We start from the raw sequence: 15,221 nt of genomic DNA, 5'->3' as shown, positions 1-15,221 counted from the left end.
CCGTCTATTAGACTGATGGGAGGCCGGCGTGATCCCCTTCCTCCACTTGAACTTGCAATCGGGAAGATATCCATGCGCCCAGGAAAGTCCACGGGGCAGGCGAATCTTCCGCGGCAAGATAATGCGATCCTTCCTGAACAGAAGATGAAGGTGCTGTTACCGTTGGCACACATGGCACCGCAATTTTTTGCCGTCCCGCGGCTGCAAACGGTTGCTACATTTCCAAAAAAGACAAATGATACAACGTCGCCAGGCCGGTCCGGGAGGAGTGGGCCGCTGGCAAGGGCATTGATATCAGTGGGCGCGTCCTCGTAAGTCGCGTGAACATCTACCACCCGACCTGAAGCCGCGCTCGAGTTGGCACCCGACCGACCCCCGGAGGAGCGAAATGGCGAACATAAGGATGACGGTCAATGGCCGTCAGGTGAGCGGCGTCTGTGACGACCGCACGCTGCTGGTGCACTTTATCCGCGAGAACCTAGGGCTGACCGGAACGCATGTCGGCTGCGACACGACCCAGTGTGGCGCCTGCGTCGTCGACATGGACGGGCAATCGGTGAAAAGCTGTTCCATCCTCGCGGCGCAAGCCGCCGGATCGACGATCACCACGATCGAGGGGCTGGCGCAGAACGGCGATCTTCATCCGGTCCAGGAAGCCTTCAAGGCGCATCATGGCCTGCAATGCGGCTTCTGCACTCCGGGGATGGTAATGACCGCCGTCGACATGATCCGCCGCCACGGCGGCAATCTCGACGAAGAAACGGTACGCGCCGAGCTCGAAGGCAATATCTGTCGCTGCACCGGCTATCACAACATCGTCAAGGCGATCCTTGCTGCTGCCGCCGAGATGGGCGGTTCGCGCCAGGCCGCCGAATGAGCGCCAGGCGCTCGCATGCACTCGTCTGCGAACATCTCGGGAGGAGATAGGTAAATGGGCGTTGAAGGGATCGGCGCGCGCGTGGCGCGCAAGGAGGACAAGCGTTTCCTCACCGGCAAGGGGCGCTACACCGACGATATGACCGTGCCGGGAATGAAATATGCGGTATTCGTGCGTAGCCCGCATGCGCATGCGAGGATCACCGGCCTCGAAAAGACGGCGGCCGCGGCCATGCCCGGTGTGATCGACGTGCTGGACGGCCAGCAACTGCTGGCGGACGGGATCGGCAACCTCATCTGCGGATGGATGATCCATTCCAGGGACGGGTCGCCGATGAAGATGGGAGCCTGGCGGCCGCTCGCCAACAAGACGGTGCGCTATGTAGGCGATGCGGTTGCAATCGTGGTCGCAGATAGTGTGGCCGCGGCCCGGGACGCGGCGGAAGCGGTCGTCGTCGATTACGAGCCCCTGCCGGTGGTCACCGATCCGGTCAAGGCACTGGAAGCGGGCCAGCCGCAGATCCACCCGGAAGCGCCTGGCAACCTGATCTTCGACTGGGAGCTCGGCGATGCGGCTGCGGCCGACCAGGCGATTGCCGGCGCGGCGCATGTCACGGAAATGAAGATCTTCAACAACCGCCTTTCTCCCAACCCGATGGAGCCGCGCTCGACGCTCGGCATCTACGATCCCGGCGACGACCACTACACCTGCTATACGACCAGCCAAAACCCGCATCTTGCGCGCCTGGTGATGAGCGCCTTCTACAATGTCGCGCCGGAGAACAAGCTGCGCGTCGTGGCACCCGATGTCGGCGGCGGCTTCGGCTCCAAGATCTATATCTATCCAGAGGAAATCGTCTGTCTCTGGGCCTCGAAACGCACCGGCGTTCCGGTCAAATGGACGTCGGACCGCACGGAGGCTTTCCTCACCGATGCGCATGGCCGCGACCATGTGTCGACCGTCAAGATGGCCTTCGACGGCAATAGTCGGATCACCGCGCTGAAGGTCGACACCATCGCCAATCTCGGCGCCTATATGTCGCTCTTCTCCTCGGCGGTGCCGACCTACCTCTATGCGACGCTGCTTTCCGGGCAATACGACATCCCGGCGATCCACGCCAACGTTCGCACCGTCTATACCAATACGGCGCCGGTCGACGCCTATCGTGGTGCCGGGCGTCCCGAGGCGACTTATCTTCTGGAGCGGACGATGGAGACGGCGGCACGCGAGCTCGGCATCTCACCGGCCGAGCTCCGCCGCATCAACTTCATCCGCTCCTTCCCGCACCAGACGCCGGTGATCATGAATTACGACGCCGGCGACTACGACGCCTCGTTGAACGCGGCGATGGCGGCCGCCGACTGGGACGGCTTTGCTGCACGCAAGGCCGAGGCCGAGCAGCGCGGCATGAAGCGCGGCATCGGCATGAGCTGCTATATCGAGGCCTGCGGCATCGCGCCGTCGGCGGCGGTGGGATCGCTCGGCGCCGGGGTGGGATTGTGGGAATCGGCCGAGGTCCGGGTCAATGCGGTCGGCACTATCGAGGTGATGACCGGCTCGCACAGCCACGGCCAGGGACACGAGACGACCTTCGCCCAGCTCGTCGCCGATCGGCTCGGCGTGCCGATCGACAGCGTCAATATCGTGCATGGCGATACCGACAAGGTGCAGATGGGCATGGGTACCTATGGCTCGCGCTCGGGTGCGGTCGGCATGTCGGCGATCGTCAAGGCGCTCGACAAGGTCGAGGCCAAGGCGAAGAAAATCGCGGCGCACCTGATGGAGGCCGACGAGAATGACGTCGTCGTCGAGAACGGCGAGCTGAAGGTCGCGGGCACGGACAGGTCTGTTCCGTGGTCGCAGGTGGCGCTTGCCGCCTATACGGCCCATAATCTGCCGGCCGGCATGGAGCCGGGCTTGAAGGAGGGCGCCTTCTATGATCCCGCCAATTTCACCTTCCCGGCCGGCTGCTATATCTGCGAGGTCGAGGTCGATCCGGAAACCGGCCAGACGAAGATCGTCCAGTTCGTTGCGGCGGATGATTTCGGCAATATCATCAATCCGATGATCGTCGAGGGGCAGGTGCATGGCGGACTTGCGCAGGGCATCGGCCAGGCACTGCTCGAGGGCGTCCATTACGATCCGGAAAGCGGGCAGCTTCTGACGGCGAGCTACATGGACTATGCCATGCCTCGCGCCGACGACCTGCCGTCCTTCAATGTCTCGACGTCGAATACGCCCTGCCCGAACAATCCGCTCGGGATCAAGGGATGCGGCGAGGCCGGCGCGATCGGTTCACCGCCGGCGCTGATAAACGCGATCACCGATGCGATCGGCCACAATACGCTCACCATGCCCGCGACCCCGCAAAAGGTCTGGGCCGTGGCGAATGCCGCCAATTGACGGGAGGACGAGCCATGTATCAGACGAACTATCACCGCGCCTCCTCGGTTCAGGAGGCGGTCGAGATGATGAGCAACGTCCCCGAAGGCAAGTATCTTGCCGGCGGCATGACGCTCATTCCCACGATGAAGCAGCGGCTTGCTGCGCCCAGTGACCTCGTCGACCTCCGCCATATAACCGAGATGAGGGGGATTATGGTCGACGGCCGGTCGGTCAGGATCGGTGCGGCCACGACCCACGAGGAGGTCGCCACCTCGGTGGAAATCCGGGCGGTCTGTCCGGCGCTCTGCGGGCTCGCCAGCCATATCGGCGATCCGCATGTACGCCATATGGGCACGATCGGCGGCTCGATCGCCAATAATGATCCGGCGGCCGATTATCCTGCGGCCGTGCTGGCCCTCGACGCGACGATCGTCACCGACAGACGAGAGATTACGGCGGATGATTTCTTCACGGGTCTGTTCGAGACGGCTCTGGAGGATGGCGAGATCATCACCGCCATCCGTTTCGACGCGCCCGCGACGGCCGCGTACCAGAAGTTCGCCAATCCGGCTTCGCGTTATGCGATGACCGGCGTCTTCGTCGCGCGGCGCGATAATGGCGAGGTCCGCCTTGCCGTGACGGGAGCCGGTTCGAACGGGGTTTTCCGCCACCGGGGGCTCGAGGCGGCGCTTGCTGCAAACTGGTCGCCGGATGCGGTCGCCAATGTGACGGTGGATGCCTCCGACCTGCTTTCCGACCTGCATGCCAGTGCGGCCTATCGGGCCAACCTCGTCAGGGTGATGGCGAAACGCGCCGTGGCGGCGGCCTGATGGACGACTTAGGTATTGGAAAAGGGCGGCAACGGCCGCCCTTTTTCGTAATTGCTTGACTTCGATCAAAGTTGAGGGGATTGAGTTGCACTAGCTGTTTTGGAATAGTTCAAAAGTAAGAGGCCTTTTGCCGCACGCATCGAGGCCTTTCCGGGGTTGACCCCCTGGCCGCTTTGAAGGAACAAAGGCGGGCAGGGCACTGGAGATGATGATGGATTTCGAGAGTTTCTTCAAAAGCGAACTTGACGGGCTGCATCAGGAAGGCCGCTACCGCGTTTTTGCCGATCTCGCCCGCCACCGCGGCGATTTCCCGCGGGCAACGCGCTACACGACTGACGGCACCCAGCAAGTGACCGTCTGGTGCTCGAACGATTATCTCGGCATGGGTCAATCGCCGATCGTCACCAATGCCATGAAGCAGGCGATCGATGAATGCGGCGCCGGCGCCGGCGGCACCCGCAACATCTCCGGCACCAACCACTATCACGTTCTGCTCGAGCGCGAGCTTGCCGATCTGCACGGCAAGGAAGCCGCGCTTCTGTTTACCTCCGGCTACGTCTCGAACTGGGCAGCGCTCGGCACGCTCTGTTCCAGGATTCCCGGTATCATCTGCTTCTCGGATGCCGGGAATCACGCTTCGATGATCGAGGGCATCCGCCATTCGAAATGCGAGCGCGTCATCTTCAAGCACAATTCGGTGGCCGACCTTGAAGCCAAGCTCGCGGCGGCTGATCCGCGTGCGCCTAAAATCATCGCCTTCGAATCGGTCTACTCGATGGACGGCGATATCGCGCCGATCAAGGAAATCTGTGATCTTGCCGATAAATACGGTGCGATGACCTATCTCGACGAGGTGCATGCGGTCGGCATGTACGGCCCGCGCGGCGGCGGCATTGCCGAGCGCGAAGGTTTGATGCACCGGCTGACTGTAATCGAGGGCACGCTCGGCAAGGCCTTCGGCGTCATGGGCGGCTACATCACCGGGTCGGCGGCGCTCTGCGACTTTGTCCGCTCCTTCGCCTCCGGCTTCATCTTCACCACCGCCTTGCCGCCGGCGCTCGCCGCAGGAGCGCTCGCCTCGATCCGGCATCTGAAGACAAGCCAGATCGAGCGCTTCGCCCATCAGGAGCGTGTCAGGCGGCTGCGGTCGCTGCTCGACCAACGCGGCATTCCGCACATGGTGAATCCGAGCCATATTGTGCCGGTCATGGTGGGCGACGCCGCCAAGTGCAAGTGGATTTCTGACCTGCTGCTCGATAATTTCGGTGTCTATGTGCAGCCCATCAACTATCCGACGGTGCCGAAGAAAACCGAGCGTCTGCGCATCACGCCGACGCCGCTGCACTCCGACGCCGATATCGACCATCTGGTCGGCGCGCTGCATTCGCTCTGGTCGCGCTGTGCGCTGGCGCGGGCTGTGGCGTAAGCTGCAGCGAACGGATACGACGCTACTTGATCAGCCCGGCAGCCGTCTGCCGGGCTTTTTCGTCCGCGGCGAAGACGTCGTCCATGGTCGTGGCGGCAGGCAGGTCGGCGAGCTGATCCATCACCTTCTCGACGATGTCGGCCATTGCCAGGAAGCCGATCCGCCCCTTGATGAAAGCCTCGAGCGCGGTCTCCTTAGAGCCGTTCAGCACTGCACCCTGCACGCCTCCCGCCTCCATTGCCCACCGTGCAAGACGCAATGCCGGGAAGCGGACTTCGTCCGGCGGCTCGAAGTCGAGCCGCGCCAGCTTCGCGAAATCCAGCCGCTCCACCGGAAGATCGCAGCGCTTCGGGTAGGAAAGAGCATAGCCGATCGCTGTTCGCATATCCGGGCAGCCGAGCTGGGCCAGCACCGATCCATCGGTGTAGCCGACCATCGAATGGATCACCGATTGAGGATGGACGATCACCTCGATCTGGTCCGGGCGAAGTCCGAAAAGATGACGCGCCTCGATCATCTCGAGCGCCTTGTTGAACATCGAGGCACTGTCGATGGAGATTTTCAGCCCCATCGACCAGTTCGGATGGGCGCGGGCGATGTCGGCCGTTACATGCCGCATCTCTTCGAGCGATTTCGTGCGGAACGGTCCGCCGGAGGCCGTAAGCACAATGCGCTCGACGGCATGGCGCTGGTCGTTCTCCAGGACCTGGAAGATCGCATTGTGCTCGCTGTCGACCGGCAGCAGGCGGCCGCCGCCCTTCCTCACGGCTTCGAGGAAAAGACTGCCGGCGGAGACGAGGCATTCCTTGTTGGCAAGCGCGATGTCGGCACCGCGCCGAGCGGCCGCGAGTGTTGGGGCGAGCCCCGCATTGCCGACGATCGCCGCCATCACCCAGTCGGCTTCGCGCTCGGCCGCCTCGATCAGGCCGCTGCGTCCGGCAGCGACGTCGATGCCGCTTCCCGCCAGCGCCTCCTTGAGCTCGCCGTAGCGATGTTCGTCGGCGGTGACGGCGAGTTCGGCGCCCACCTGCCGCGCCTGTTCGGCAAGCAAAGGTATGTTGCCGTTTCCGGTCACCGCTGCGATTTCGAAGCGGTCGCGGCCACCGAGCCGCTCGACGACGTCGAGCGTGCTGGTGCCGATAGACCCGGTGGAGCCCAATACAGCGAGGCGGCGCCTGTCGCCGGATGCCATTGCAAAATCCCGCATTCTTCTCGTTTATAGACCCTGCAGCGCCGCGCGTCTTATCAAACGCGCAGGTCCCTGTAGCACTTTCTGTCGCTGCATGTCTTTTTTCCTTAAATCGAGGTCCGTTTAAGGAGACATGCAGTAGGCTCTACAGCCGAAAGCCTTCGGCAACAAGGGCGGAAGCGGCGCGGCTTCTATATCCGCTGCGGCTGGGGTAAGAATCCGTATGCGGCGGTGCCGATCCCAAAGGAGGAGTAACGATGCTCAAAGCCGTGTTCGCCTCGTCCTGTGCCTGCATCCTGGTCGACCTCGCCCCCATGAACACGATTGCAGCCGAGAGCGTCCCGCCGGAACTCGTCGGATCCTGGCGTGCCGAGGGCATCGGCGGCGAAGGCGTCATCGACGATTTCGACACCGTGCTCGAAATCCGCGAGGACGGCACCTATGGCGGCATGGCCGGCTGCAACAATTTCACGGGAATATTCACTCTCTCCGGACGGATGATCACTTTCGGCCCCACTGCCGCAGCGCGCAAGATGTGCGAGCCGGCGATCATGGAACAGGAGCAGAGATTCCTCGACGCCCTGCGCGGACGGCTTAGCTGGAAGGTCGGCGGCACGAGTCTCACTCTGGCAAGCCCGGGCGGCACGCCCCGCATGCGGCTCACCTCCGCTGGTCCGGCTGTCGCGGGTGGCGCCGAAATCACCCTGCGCGTCCCCGGCGCCGGCTCGGTCGACCGGCAAACGATCCGCTACGATTGCGGTGGCGAGGGAGTCGAGGCGGAGTACGTCAATGCCGGTCCGGTGTCGCTCGTCGCCTTCTCATTCGGCGGCGACTACATCGTCGCCTCCGGCATCATCTCCGGCTCGGGCGCCCGCTATGCCGGAGGTCGCTACATCTGGTGGACCGAGGGGGAGGAGGCGACGCTGTTCGACGTCACGAAGGGGGAAGAGGATCCGGGCGTGGTTTGCGCGAGGAAGCAATAGAGCGCCAGGAGTCTGTTTAACTCGAGACAAGGTTGACGAAAGGTCCCAAGTCCACTGCGGCCGCAGAAGTCGAGCGGCAATCGTTTTGGGCGGTCTATGGAAGCTCGATCTCGCCGTCGACCACGTGATTGAGGTCGGTGCCTTCCGCCGTCAGCGTCATGCGCACTTTCAGCTTCTTGTCTCCGACCTGCCCCTCGCGCACCGTCTCCTCGATCTTGCGCTGAGAAGTAACTCCGACTTCCTTCAGGAACTTGCGGAGCGACATGTTGAAAGCGTCTTCGCTCATGACGGAACTCCTAGTGTCAGAGGCGAGGCGTCAAAATGGTGATCCCGGCGCGATTCGAACGCGCGACCCCCAGATTAGGAATCTGATGCTCTATCCTGCTGAGCTACGGGACCACTCGGTATAGACCCATACAAAAGCGAGGCTCTTTCGCCAAGTGTTTTTCGCTGCGCTGTCCAATTTGCGGCTCGTTCAAACCAGGGGCTAGCGTCGTGGACGGAACGGATGCTAAGCAATGTCAGCGGCCTTGAGAGGCCGTCATCCCGAAGCGACTTCATCCTGAGACGTGATCCGCACATGTTCATCGGAATCGATTGGGGTGGCACGAAAATGGAAGTCATCGCGCTCGGTCGCGATGGCGAGACCCGTGCCCGGCACCGCGTGCCGACCCCGACCAGCGGCTATGACGATTGCATTCGCGCCGTGGTCGACCTCGTCGCCGCCGCCGAACAGATGGCGGGCGAGCGCGGTTCGATCGGCCTCGGTATTCCCGGGAGCCCCAGTCCGCGCACTGGAATCGTGCGCAATTCCAACGCAGTGTTGATCAATGGCAAGCCGCTCGGGCGTGATATCGAGGCTGCGATCGGCCGGCCGGTGCGCCTTGCCAATGACGCCAATTGCCTGGCGGTCTCTGAGGCCGTAGACGGGGCGGGTAGGCAGGCACGCGTCGTCTTCGGCATCATCGTCGGGACCGGCCATGGCGGAGGGCTTGCGATCGACCGGAAGGTTCATGCAGGCTACCAGGGCATTGCCGCCGAGATCGGCCATTACCCATTGCCCTGGATGACAAAGGAAGAATGTCCCGGACACAAATGCTGGTGCGGCAAGCTCGGCTGCCTCGACATGTACGCCTGCGGAACAGGCCTCGAGCTCGACTACCGCAGGACAACGGGCATCGATCGCCGCGGCCGCGACATCATCGAATTGAAGCGTGCGGGAGATCCGGTCGCGACCGGCGTCTACAAGCGCTTCGTCGATCGTCTCGCCCGCAGCCTGGCCCTGCTGACCAATATCGTCGACCCTGACGTCTTCGTGCTCGGCGGCGGCATGTCCAATGTCGACGAGATCTATGGCGAGCTGCCGGCCTTGATCGCCGGATACATCTTTGGCGACAGTTTCGAGACGCCGATCCTGAAGGCCGTGCACGGCGACAGTTCGGGCGTGCGCGGTGCGGCATGGCTGTGGAAGGAATAGTTCGGACACGGCGGTAGTGATCCGCGGGCGGTCCGATCACGAGGAGGTATCATGAACATCGACAATGATCTGCGCCGCATCGCGCTCCAAGAACGGGAGCTTCAGTTCGACCGCTTCGATCTCGATGCCGCATGGCAACTCGGCTCAGCGCTCCGCCGCATGGCGGCCGACCGCAAGCTCGGCGTCGTCATCGACATCACGCTGTTCTCCATGCAGGTTTTCTATGCGGCGCTCGAGGGCGCGACCCCGGACAATCCGAGCTGGGTGCGGCGCAAGCGCAACACGGTTTTCCGCCTGTTCAGAAGCAGTTACGCTACCGGCCTGGGCTTGCTCAAACAGCAGACGAACCTGCAGGCGAAGCTCGGCCTGCCGGACGCCGAATATGCGGCCCATGGCGGCAGCTTCCCCATCGTCGTGAAGGGCACGGGCTGCATCGGCGCCGTCACCGTTTCCGGTTTACCGCAGCGCGACGACCACAATCTCGTGGTCGAGGCGCTTTCAGAGGTGCTCGGCGCCGACTACGACGCGATCAAGCTCGAGAATTGACAGGGAATGGCATGGATATCCTTGTGCAGGCGCGGGAACTCGAGCACTGGCTGACCGACACGGCCCTGCCGCTCTGGCGGTCCAAGGGCTACGACGCCCTGGGCGGCGGCTTCGTCGAAACGATCGACATGAAAGGCGAGCCGACGCGCGATAATCGCCGTTCGCGCGTGCAGCCGCGACAGGTCTATTGCTTCGCCGAGGCAGGCCGCCGAGGCTGGCAAGGAGATTGGCGCAGCGTCGCCGAAGGCGGACTTCAGTATTTCGATCGGGTCTATCGGCAGCCGAGCGGCTTCTATGGCGCGCTTGCGGATGTCGATGGCCAGATCATCGATGCAGGCTTCGATATCTACAACCAGGCCTTTGCCCTGCTTGCCTTCGCCTATCTCGGCCAAATCCTGCCGGGGAGAAGGGCCGAAATGGTCGAGCGCAGCAACCAGATGAGGCTAAGGCTCGAGACCCATTGCAAGCATCCGGTTGCCGGTTTCGAGGAGGACAATCCGCCGCGCCTTCCGCTCTGCTCCAATCCTCACATGCATCTGTTCGAGGCCTGCCTTGCCAGCGAGAATGTGGAAGGCTTCGACCGGGTCGCCTGGGCCAATCTCGCCGATGAGATCGCCCATCTCGCTATGGAGCGCTTCATCGATCTTGAAACGGGCGCGCTGCGCGAGTTCTTCGACCACGATTGGACGCCCTTTCCCGGCGAAAAAGGGCGGATCGTCGAGCCAGGCCACCAGTTCGAATGGGCTTGGCTGCTTCTTCGCTGGGCAGAACGGCGTGGACATATGCAGGCGATCGTCAAGGCGCGGCGGCTTTTCGAGATCGGCGAGACTGAGGGCATCTGCCCGAACCGTGACGTCGCCATCATGACGCTCTTTGACGACTTTTCGATCGCCGATCCGCTGGCGCGACTGTGGCCGCAGACGGAATGGCTGAAGTCGGCGATCCGCTTCGCGGCCTTGAGCGAGGGCGCGGAGCGCCAGCGCTATCTTGCTTCGGCTTCGCGCGCAGCAGCCGCGCTTGATCGCTTTCTGCAAACGCCCGTCCCCGGCTTGTGGCGCGACAAGCAGAAGGCGGACGGCACCTTTGTCGACGAGCCCGCGCCGGCGAGCAGTTTCTACCATATCCTCAGCGCCATTTATGAATTGGGGGATTGCCTCAAGCGGATGTAGGGCTGGCAGGCACCAACCCAAGCCGCATTTGAGTTCATTCAAGCCTGCCGCTTCCGCGGCAGGCTTTTTTCTTTGCTTGATGCCAAATTGTGATCCGAACGTATGTTGACATAAAGATATCTTTATGTGACTAAAACGATGTCGTTTTCAGAACGGGAGGTTTCCCATGTCCGCCGTGTCCCTCTTTGGAGAGGTCGCCCAGAGGCCCGACGGCTCGGAGATCTTCCAGGCCCTGCGCCAGGCGGCAGCCGAGCGTATCCTGATCATGGACGGGGCCATGGGCACCGAGATCCAGCAGCTCGGTTTCGGCGAAGATCATTTCCGCGGCGTGCGCTTCGGCGGCTGCACCTGTCACCAGCAGGGCAACAACGACCTTTTGACACTGACCCAGCCGAAGGCGATCGAGGACATCCACTATCGCTACGCCATTGCCGGCGCCGACATTCTGGAAACCAACACCTTTTCCTCGACCCGAACCGCCCAGGCCGATTACGGCATGGAGGAGATGGTTTATGAGCTAAATCGCGACGGCGCGCGGCTGGCGCGGCGGGCGGCAAAGCGCGCCGAGGCGGAGGACAGCAGGCGGCGGTTCGTTGCCGGCGCGGTAGGCCCGACGAACCGTACTGCGTCGATCTCGCCGGACGTCAACAATCCCGGCTACCGTGCCGTCACCTTCGACGAGCTGAGGCTCGCCTATGCGGAGCAGGTCCGCGGGCTGATCGAGGGCGGCGCCGATATCATCCTGATCGAGACGATCTTCGACACACTGAACGCCAAGGCGGCAATCACTGCGACGCAAGCGGTGTTCGCGGAAAAGGCCATCCGCCTGCCGGTAATGATCTCCGGCACGATCACTGACCTTTCTGGCCGTACGCTCTCCGGCCAGACGCCCGAGGCGTTCTGGTATTCCGTGCGTCATGCTGAGCCTTTCACCATAGGCCTCAACTGCGCCCTCGGCGCCAATGCAATGCGCGCTCATATCGACGAGCTATCGACGGTCGCCGAAACACTTCTCTGCGCTTACCCGAATGCAGGCCTGCCGAACGAATTCGGCCGTTACGACGAGAGCCCCGAGGCGATGGCGGCGCAGATCGAAGGCTTCGCGCGCGACGGGCTGGTCAATATCGTCGGCGGCTGCTGCGGCTCGACACCGGACCACATCCGCGCCATAGCCGACGCCGTCGGAAAATATCCGCCGCGCAAGGTCCCGCGGATCGAGCGGCGCATGCGGCTCTCCGGCCTCGAGCCCTTCACGCTTACCGACGAGATCCCCTTCGTCAATGTCGGCGAGCGCACCAATGTCACCGGCTCGGCGAAATTCCGCAAGCTGATCACCGCAGGCGACTACGCCGCTGCCCTCGACGTCGCACGCGACCAGGTCGCGAACGGTGCCCAGATCATTGACGTCAACATGGACGAGGGTCTGATCGATTCGAAGCAGGCGATGGTCGAGTTCCTGCATCTCGTCGCCTCCGAGCCGGACATCGCCCGCGTGCCGGTGATGATCGATTCCTCCAAATGGGAGGTGATCGAAGCCGGCCTCAAATGCGTGCAAGGCAAGGCTTTGGTGAATTCCATCTCGCTGAAAGAGGGTGAGGAGGCATTCCTCAATCACGCGCGGCTGGTGCGCGCCTATGGCGCGGCCGTGGTGGTGATGGCCTTCGACGAGAAGGGGCAGGCCGATACGAAGGCGCGAAAGGTCGAAATCTGCAGGCGCGCCTATCGGCTGCTGGTCGAAGAGGTCGGCTTCCCGCCGGAAGACATCATCTTCGACCCGAACATTTTCGCGGTCGCCACCGGCATCGACGAGCACAACAATTACGGCGTCGATTTCATCGAGGCGGCGCGCGAAATCACAGCCTCGCTGCCGCATGTGCATGTCTCGGGCGGTGTGTCGAATCTCTCCTTCTCCTTCCGCGGCAACGAACCGGTGCGCGAGGCGATGCACGCGGTGTTTCTCTATCACGCCATTCGGGCGGGCATGGACATGGGCATCGTCAATGCCGGCCAGCTCGCCGTTTATGACGCGATCGAACCGGAATTGCGCGAGGTTTGCGAGGACGTCGTGCTCAATCGGCGTGCGGACGCGACCGAACGCCTCCTGGAGATCGCCGAGCGCTATCGCGGCCAGGGGGGTGCGCAGGGTAGGGAGAAGGATCTCGCCTGGCGGCAATGGACGGTCGAGAAGCGCCTGGAGCATGCGCTCGTCAACGGCATCACCGAGTTCATCGAAGCGGATACGGAAGAGGCGCGGCTTGCAGCCCAACGCCCGCTTCATGTCATCGAAGGACCGCTGATGGCCGGCATGAACGTCGTCGGCGACCTTTTCGGCTCGGGCAAGATGTTCCTGCCGCAGGTGGTGAAATCGGCGCGGGTGATGAAGCAGGCGGTCGCCGTGCTCCTGCCTTACATGGAGGCGGAAAAGCTTGCCAATGGCGGCGACACACGCGAAAGCGCCGGCAAGATCCTGATGGCGACGGTTAAAGGCGACGTGCATGATATCGGCAAGAACATCGTCGGCGTCGTGCTCGCCTGCAACAATTACGAGATTATCGACCTCGGCGTCATGGTGCCCTCCGCGAAGATCCTGGAAGTCGCCAGGGAGCAGAAGGTCGATGCCATTGGGCTTTCCGGGCTCATCACGCCGTCGCTCGACGAGATGGTGCATGTCGCCTCCGAGCTCGAGCGGGAAGCCTTCGACATTCCGCTCTTGATCGGTGGGGCGACGACGAGCCGCGTGCACACGGCGGTGAAGATCAATCCGCGTTACACGCTCGGCCAGACCGTCTATGTCACCGACGCGAGCCGTGCCGTCGGCGTCGTGTCGAGCCTCTTCTCGCCCGAGGCAAGGAAGGCCTACAAGGAGGCGATCCGCGCCGACTATCTGAAGGTCGCGGAGGCGCATGCCCGCAACGAAACCGAGAAGCGCCGATTGCCTCTGTCGCAGGCGCGTGCGAACGCCCATAAGCTCGATTGGGACGCCTATCGACCGAAGACTCCGTCCTTCCTGGGCACCCGCGTGTTCGAGAGCTGGGATTTGGCGGAACTCGCGCGCTACATCGACTGGACGCCGTTTTTCCAGACCTGGGAGTTGAAGGGCGTCTACCCCCGTATCCTCGACGACGAGAAGCAGGGCACTGCCGCCCGCCAGCTCTTCGAGGACGCCCAGGCGATGGTCGCGAAGATCGTCGAAGAGAACTGGTTCACGCCGAAGGCGGTGGTCGGTTTCTGGCCGGCAGCAAGCCACGGCGACGACATCCGCCTCTTTGCCGACGAGACGCGCCGAACCGAGCTTGCGACCTTCTTCACGCTTCGCCAGCAGCTTGCAAAACGGGAGGGCCGGTCGAATGTGGCGCTCTCCGATTTCGTCGCTCCCATCGACAGCGGCAAAGGCGACTACATCGGCGGCTTTGTGGTGACCGCCGGGATCGAGGAACTGGCGATCGCCGAGCGCTTCGAACGCGCCAATGACGATTATGCCTCGATCATGGTCAAGGCGCTTGCCGATCGCTTCGCCGAGGCTTTTGCGGAGCGGATGCATGAATATGTGCGCAAGGAACTCTGGGGCTATACACCGGAGGAATCTTTCACGCCTCAGGAACTGATCGGGGAGCCCTATCAGGGCATCCGCCCGGCGCCAGGCTATCCAGCCCAGCCGGATCATACCGAGAAGGAAACTCTCTTCCGGCTGCTCGATGCAGAGGCCGCGATCGGCGTCAGGCTGACCGAGAGCTACGCCATGTGGCCCGGTTCCTCGGTGTCGGGCCTCTATATCGGCCATCCGGACGCCTATTACTTCGGTGTCGCCAAGATCGAACGCGATCAGGTCGAGGATTACGCCGAACGCAAGCGCATGGCCGTGCGCGAGGTCGAGCGGTGGCTTTCACCGATTCTCAATTACGTGCCGATCCCGGAAACACAAGCGGCGGAATAGGCCTGTTTATCGGCGCATCTCGGCCGCTTTCTCCCGATCAGGACCACGGCGAATTGGTGTTGCCGAAGCTGATCTTCGCGACAATCGAGGCATCAACGACTGGCGGTTGCTTTCCCGGGGAGTTTCCAATTCGCCGCGCCAGCAGCGTCCCCTTGAACTCTAAAAGTCATTAACCATATACGGCATGCAGCACGGCAACGGTTTCCCCCGGCGGTTAACCTCGAAGAGCGGCAAAGTTTGCCAGGCGCTTCTCAGCGCTTCCTGGTTGCGGGAAATGAATCGTTGAAAATCAACCACTTACGATTTTCTGCGATTTTTTGAGAAAAGGCTGTTGACGTGCGAATGGTGGCGGGTCTATAAGCCCGATCACTGACGAGGGCGGCGGCGCTGCTGGCGACGACGGCT

At 62.6% G+C, this 15,221-nt stretch carries 11 protein-coding genes and 1 tRNA gene; 9 read left to right on the top strand and 3 right to left on the bottom strand.

Annotated features, from left to right (window positions below):
• Positions 1-388 precede the first annotated feature (388 nt).
• The 4 genes from J2Z31_RS19880 (at position 389) to hemA (ending at position 5,518) form a co-directional block, all read left to right on the top strand.
• Positions 389-877 (top strand): (2Fe-2S)-binding protein, encoded by a 489-nt coding sequence (locus tag J2Z31_RS19880; RefSeq protein ID WP_209603794.1) that lies wholly within the window; start codon positions 389-391, stop codon positions 875-877.
• Between the two features lie 54 nt (positions 878-931).
• The gene (locus tag J2Z31_RS19875; RefSeq protein WP_209603792.1) at positions 932-3,280 is read left to right on the top strand and encodes a xanthine dehydrogenase family protein molybdopterin-binding subunit; all 2,349 of its coding nucleotides are present in this window, start codon (positions 932-934) and stop codon (positions 3,278-3,280) included.
• A gap of 14 nt (positions 3,281-3,294) precedes the next feature.
• Complete coding sequence (locus J2Z31_RS19870; protein ID WP_209603790.1) at positions 3,295-4,092, top strand: FAD binding domain-containing protein; 798 nt, start codon at positions 3,295-3,297, stop codon at positions 4,090-4,092.
• Between the two features lie 211 nt (positions 4,093-4,303).
• Entirely contained in the window at positions 4,304-5,518 is a 1,215-nt protein-coding gene (gene hemA, locus J2Z31_RS19865; protein ID WP_209603788.1) for a 5-aminolevulinate synthase, read from the top strand.
• Positions 5,519-5,540: 22 nt separating this feature from the next.
• Here the strand turns inward: hemA and dxr are convergent, their stop codons facing one another.
• Positions 5,541-6,710 carry a 1-deoxy-D-xylulose-5-phosphate reductoisomerase gene (gene dxr, locus J2Z31_RS19860; RefSeq protein WP_209603786.1) on the bottom strand — a complete coding sequence of 390 codons (1,170 nt, stop codon included), beginning with the start codon at positions 6,708-6,710 and terminating at the stop codon, positions 5,541-5,543.
• A gap of 254 nt (positions 6,711-6,964) precedes the next feature.
• Between dxr and J2Z31_RS19855 the strand changes: the two genes are divergently transcribed.
• Complete coding sequence (locus tag J2Z31_RS19855) at positions 6,965-7,690, top strand: META domain-containing protein (RefSeq protein WP_209603784.1); 726 nt, start codon at positions 6,965-6,967, stop codon at positions 7,688-7,690.
• Positions 7,691-7,784: 94 nt separating this feature from the next.
• On the opposite strand, the gene J2Z31_RS19850 is transcribed toward J2Z31_RS19855, so the two are convergent.
• Positions 7,785-7,976: a DUF6494 family protein gene (locus J2Z31_RS19850; protein WP_209603782.1), complete on the bottom strand. Its 192-nt coding sequence runs from the start codon at positions 7,974-7,976 to the stop codon at positions 7,785-7,787.
• Between the two features lie 36 nt (positions 7,977-8,012).
• Positions 8,013-8,089: transfer RNA gene (locus J2Z31_RS19845), tRNA-Arg, on the bottom strand.
• Positions 8,090-8,270: 181 nt separating this feature from the next.
• On the opposite strand from J2Z31_RS19845, the gene J2Z31_RS19840 reads away from it, so the two are divergent.
• The 4 genes from J2Z31_RS19840 to metH all read left to right on the top strand — a co-directional run bounded on the left by J2Z31_RS19840 (position 8,271) and on the right by metH (position 14,816).
• Entirely contained in the window at positions 8,271-9,167 is an 897-nt protein-coding gene (locus J2Z31_RS19840) for an ROK family protein (RefSeq protein ID WP_209603780.1), read from the top strand.
• Between the two features lie 51 nt (positions 9,168-9,218).
• The gene (locus tag J2Z31_RS19835) at positions 9,219-9,713 is read left to right on the top strand and encodes a heme-degrading domain-containing protein (RefSeq protein ID WP_209603779.1); all 495 of its coding nucleotides are present in this window, start codon (positions 9,219-9,221) and stop codon (positions 9,711-9,713) included.
• A gap of 11 nt (positions 9,714-9,724) precedes the next feature.
• Positions 9,725-10,882, top strand: a complete 1,158-nt coding sequence (pmi, locus tag J2Z31_RS19830) for a mannose-6-phosphate isomerase Pmi (RefSeq protein WP_209603778.1) — start codon at positions 9,725-9,727, stop codon at positions 10,880-10,882.
• Positions 10,883-11,048: 166 nt separating this feature from the next.
• Positions 11,049-14,816 carry a methionine synthase gene (gene metH / locus J2Z31_RS19825; protein ID WP_209603775.1) on the top strand — a complete coding sequence of 1,256 codons (3,768 nt, stop codon included), beginning with the start codon at positions 11,049-11,051 and terminating at the stop codon, positions 14,814-14,816.
• Positions 14,817-15,221: the final 405 nt, after the last annotated feature.

Origin of the sequence: Sinorhizobium kostiense, assembly GCF_017874595.1 — a bacterium.
Classification (GTDB): domain Bacteria; phylum Pseudomonadota; class Alphaproteobacteria; order Rhizobiales; family Rhizobiaceae; genus Sinorhizobium; species Sinorhizobium kostiense.
The sequence above is the reverse complement of the archived record's forward strand: the minus strand, read 5'-3'. Positions and strand labels throughout refer to the sequence as shown.

Coding starts and splice junctions, on each gene's coding strand:
- J2Z31_RS19880 (WP_209603794.1), top strand. CDS start 389: ATGGCGAACATAAGGATGACGGTCAATGGCCGTCAGGTGAGCGGCGTC.
- J2Z31_RS19875 (WP_209603792.1), top strand. CDS start 932: ATGGGCGTTGAAGGGATCGGCGCGCGCGTGGCGCGCAAGGAGGACAAG.
- J2Z31_RS19870 (WP_209603790.1), top strand. CDS start 3,295: ATGTATCAGACGAACTATCACCGCGCCTCCTCGGTTCAGGAGGCGGTC.
- hemA (WP_209603788.1), top strand. CDS start 4,304: ATGGATTTCGAGAGTTTCTTCAAAAGCGAACTTGACGGGCTGCATCAG.
- dxr (WP_209603786.1), bottom strand. CDS start 6,710: ATGGCATCCGGCGACAGGCGCCGCCTCGCTGTATTGGGCTCCACCGGG.
- J2Z31_RS19855 (WP_209603784.1), top strand. CDS start 6,965: ATGCTCAAAGCCGTGTTCGCCTCGTCCTGTGCCTGCATCCTGGTCGAC.
- J2Z31_RS19850 (WP_209603782.1), bottom strand. CDS start 7,976: ATGAGCGAAGACGCTTTCAACATGTCGCTCCGCAAGTTCCTGAAGGAA.
- J2Z31_RS19840 (WP_209603780.1), top strand. CDS start 8,271: ATGTTCATCGGAATCGATTGGGGTGGCACGAAAATGGAAGTCATCGCG.
- J2Z31_RS19835 (WP_209603779.1), top strand. CDS start 9,219: ATGAACATCGACAATGATCTGCGCCGCATCGCGCTCCAAGAACGGGAG.
- pmi (WP_209603778.1), top strand. CDS start 9,725: ATGGATATCCTTGTGCAGGCGCGGGAACTCGAGCACTGGCTGACCGAC.
- metH (WP_209603775.1), top strand. CDS start 11,049: ATGTCCGCCGTGTCCCTCTTTGGAGAGGTCGCCCAGAGGCCCGACGGC.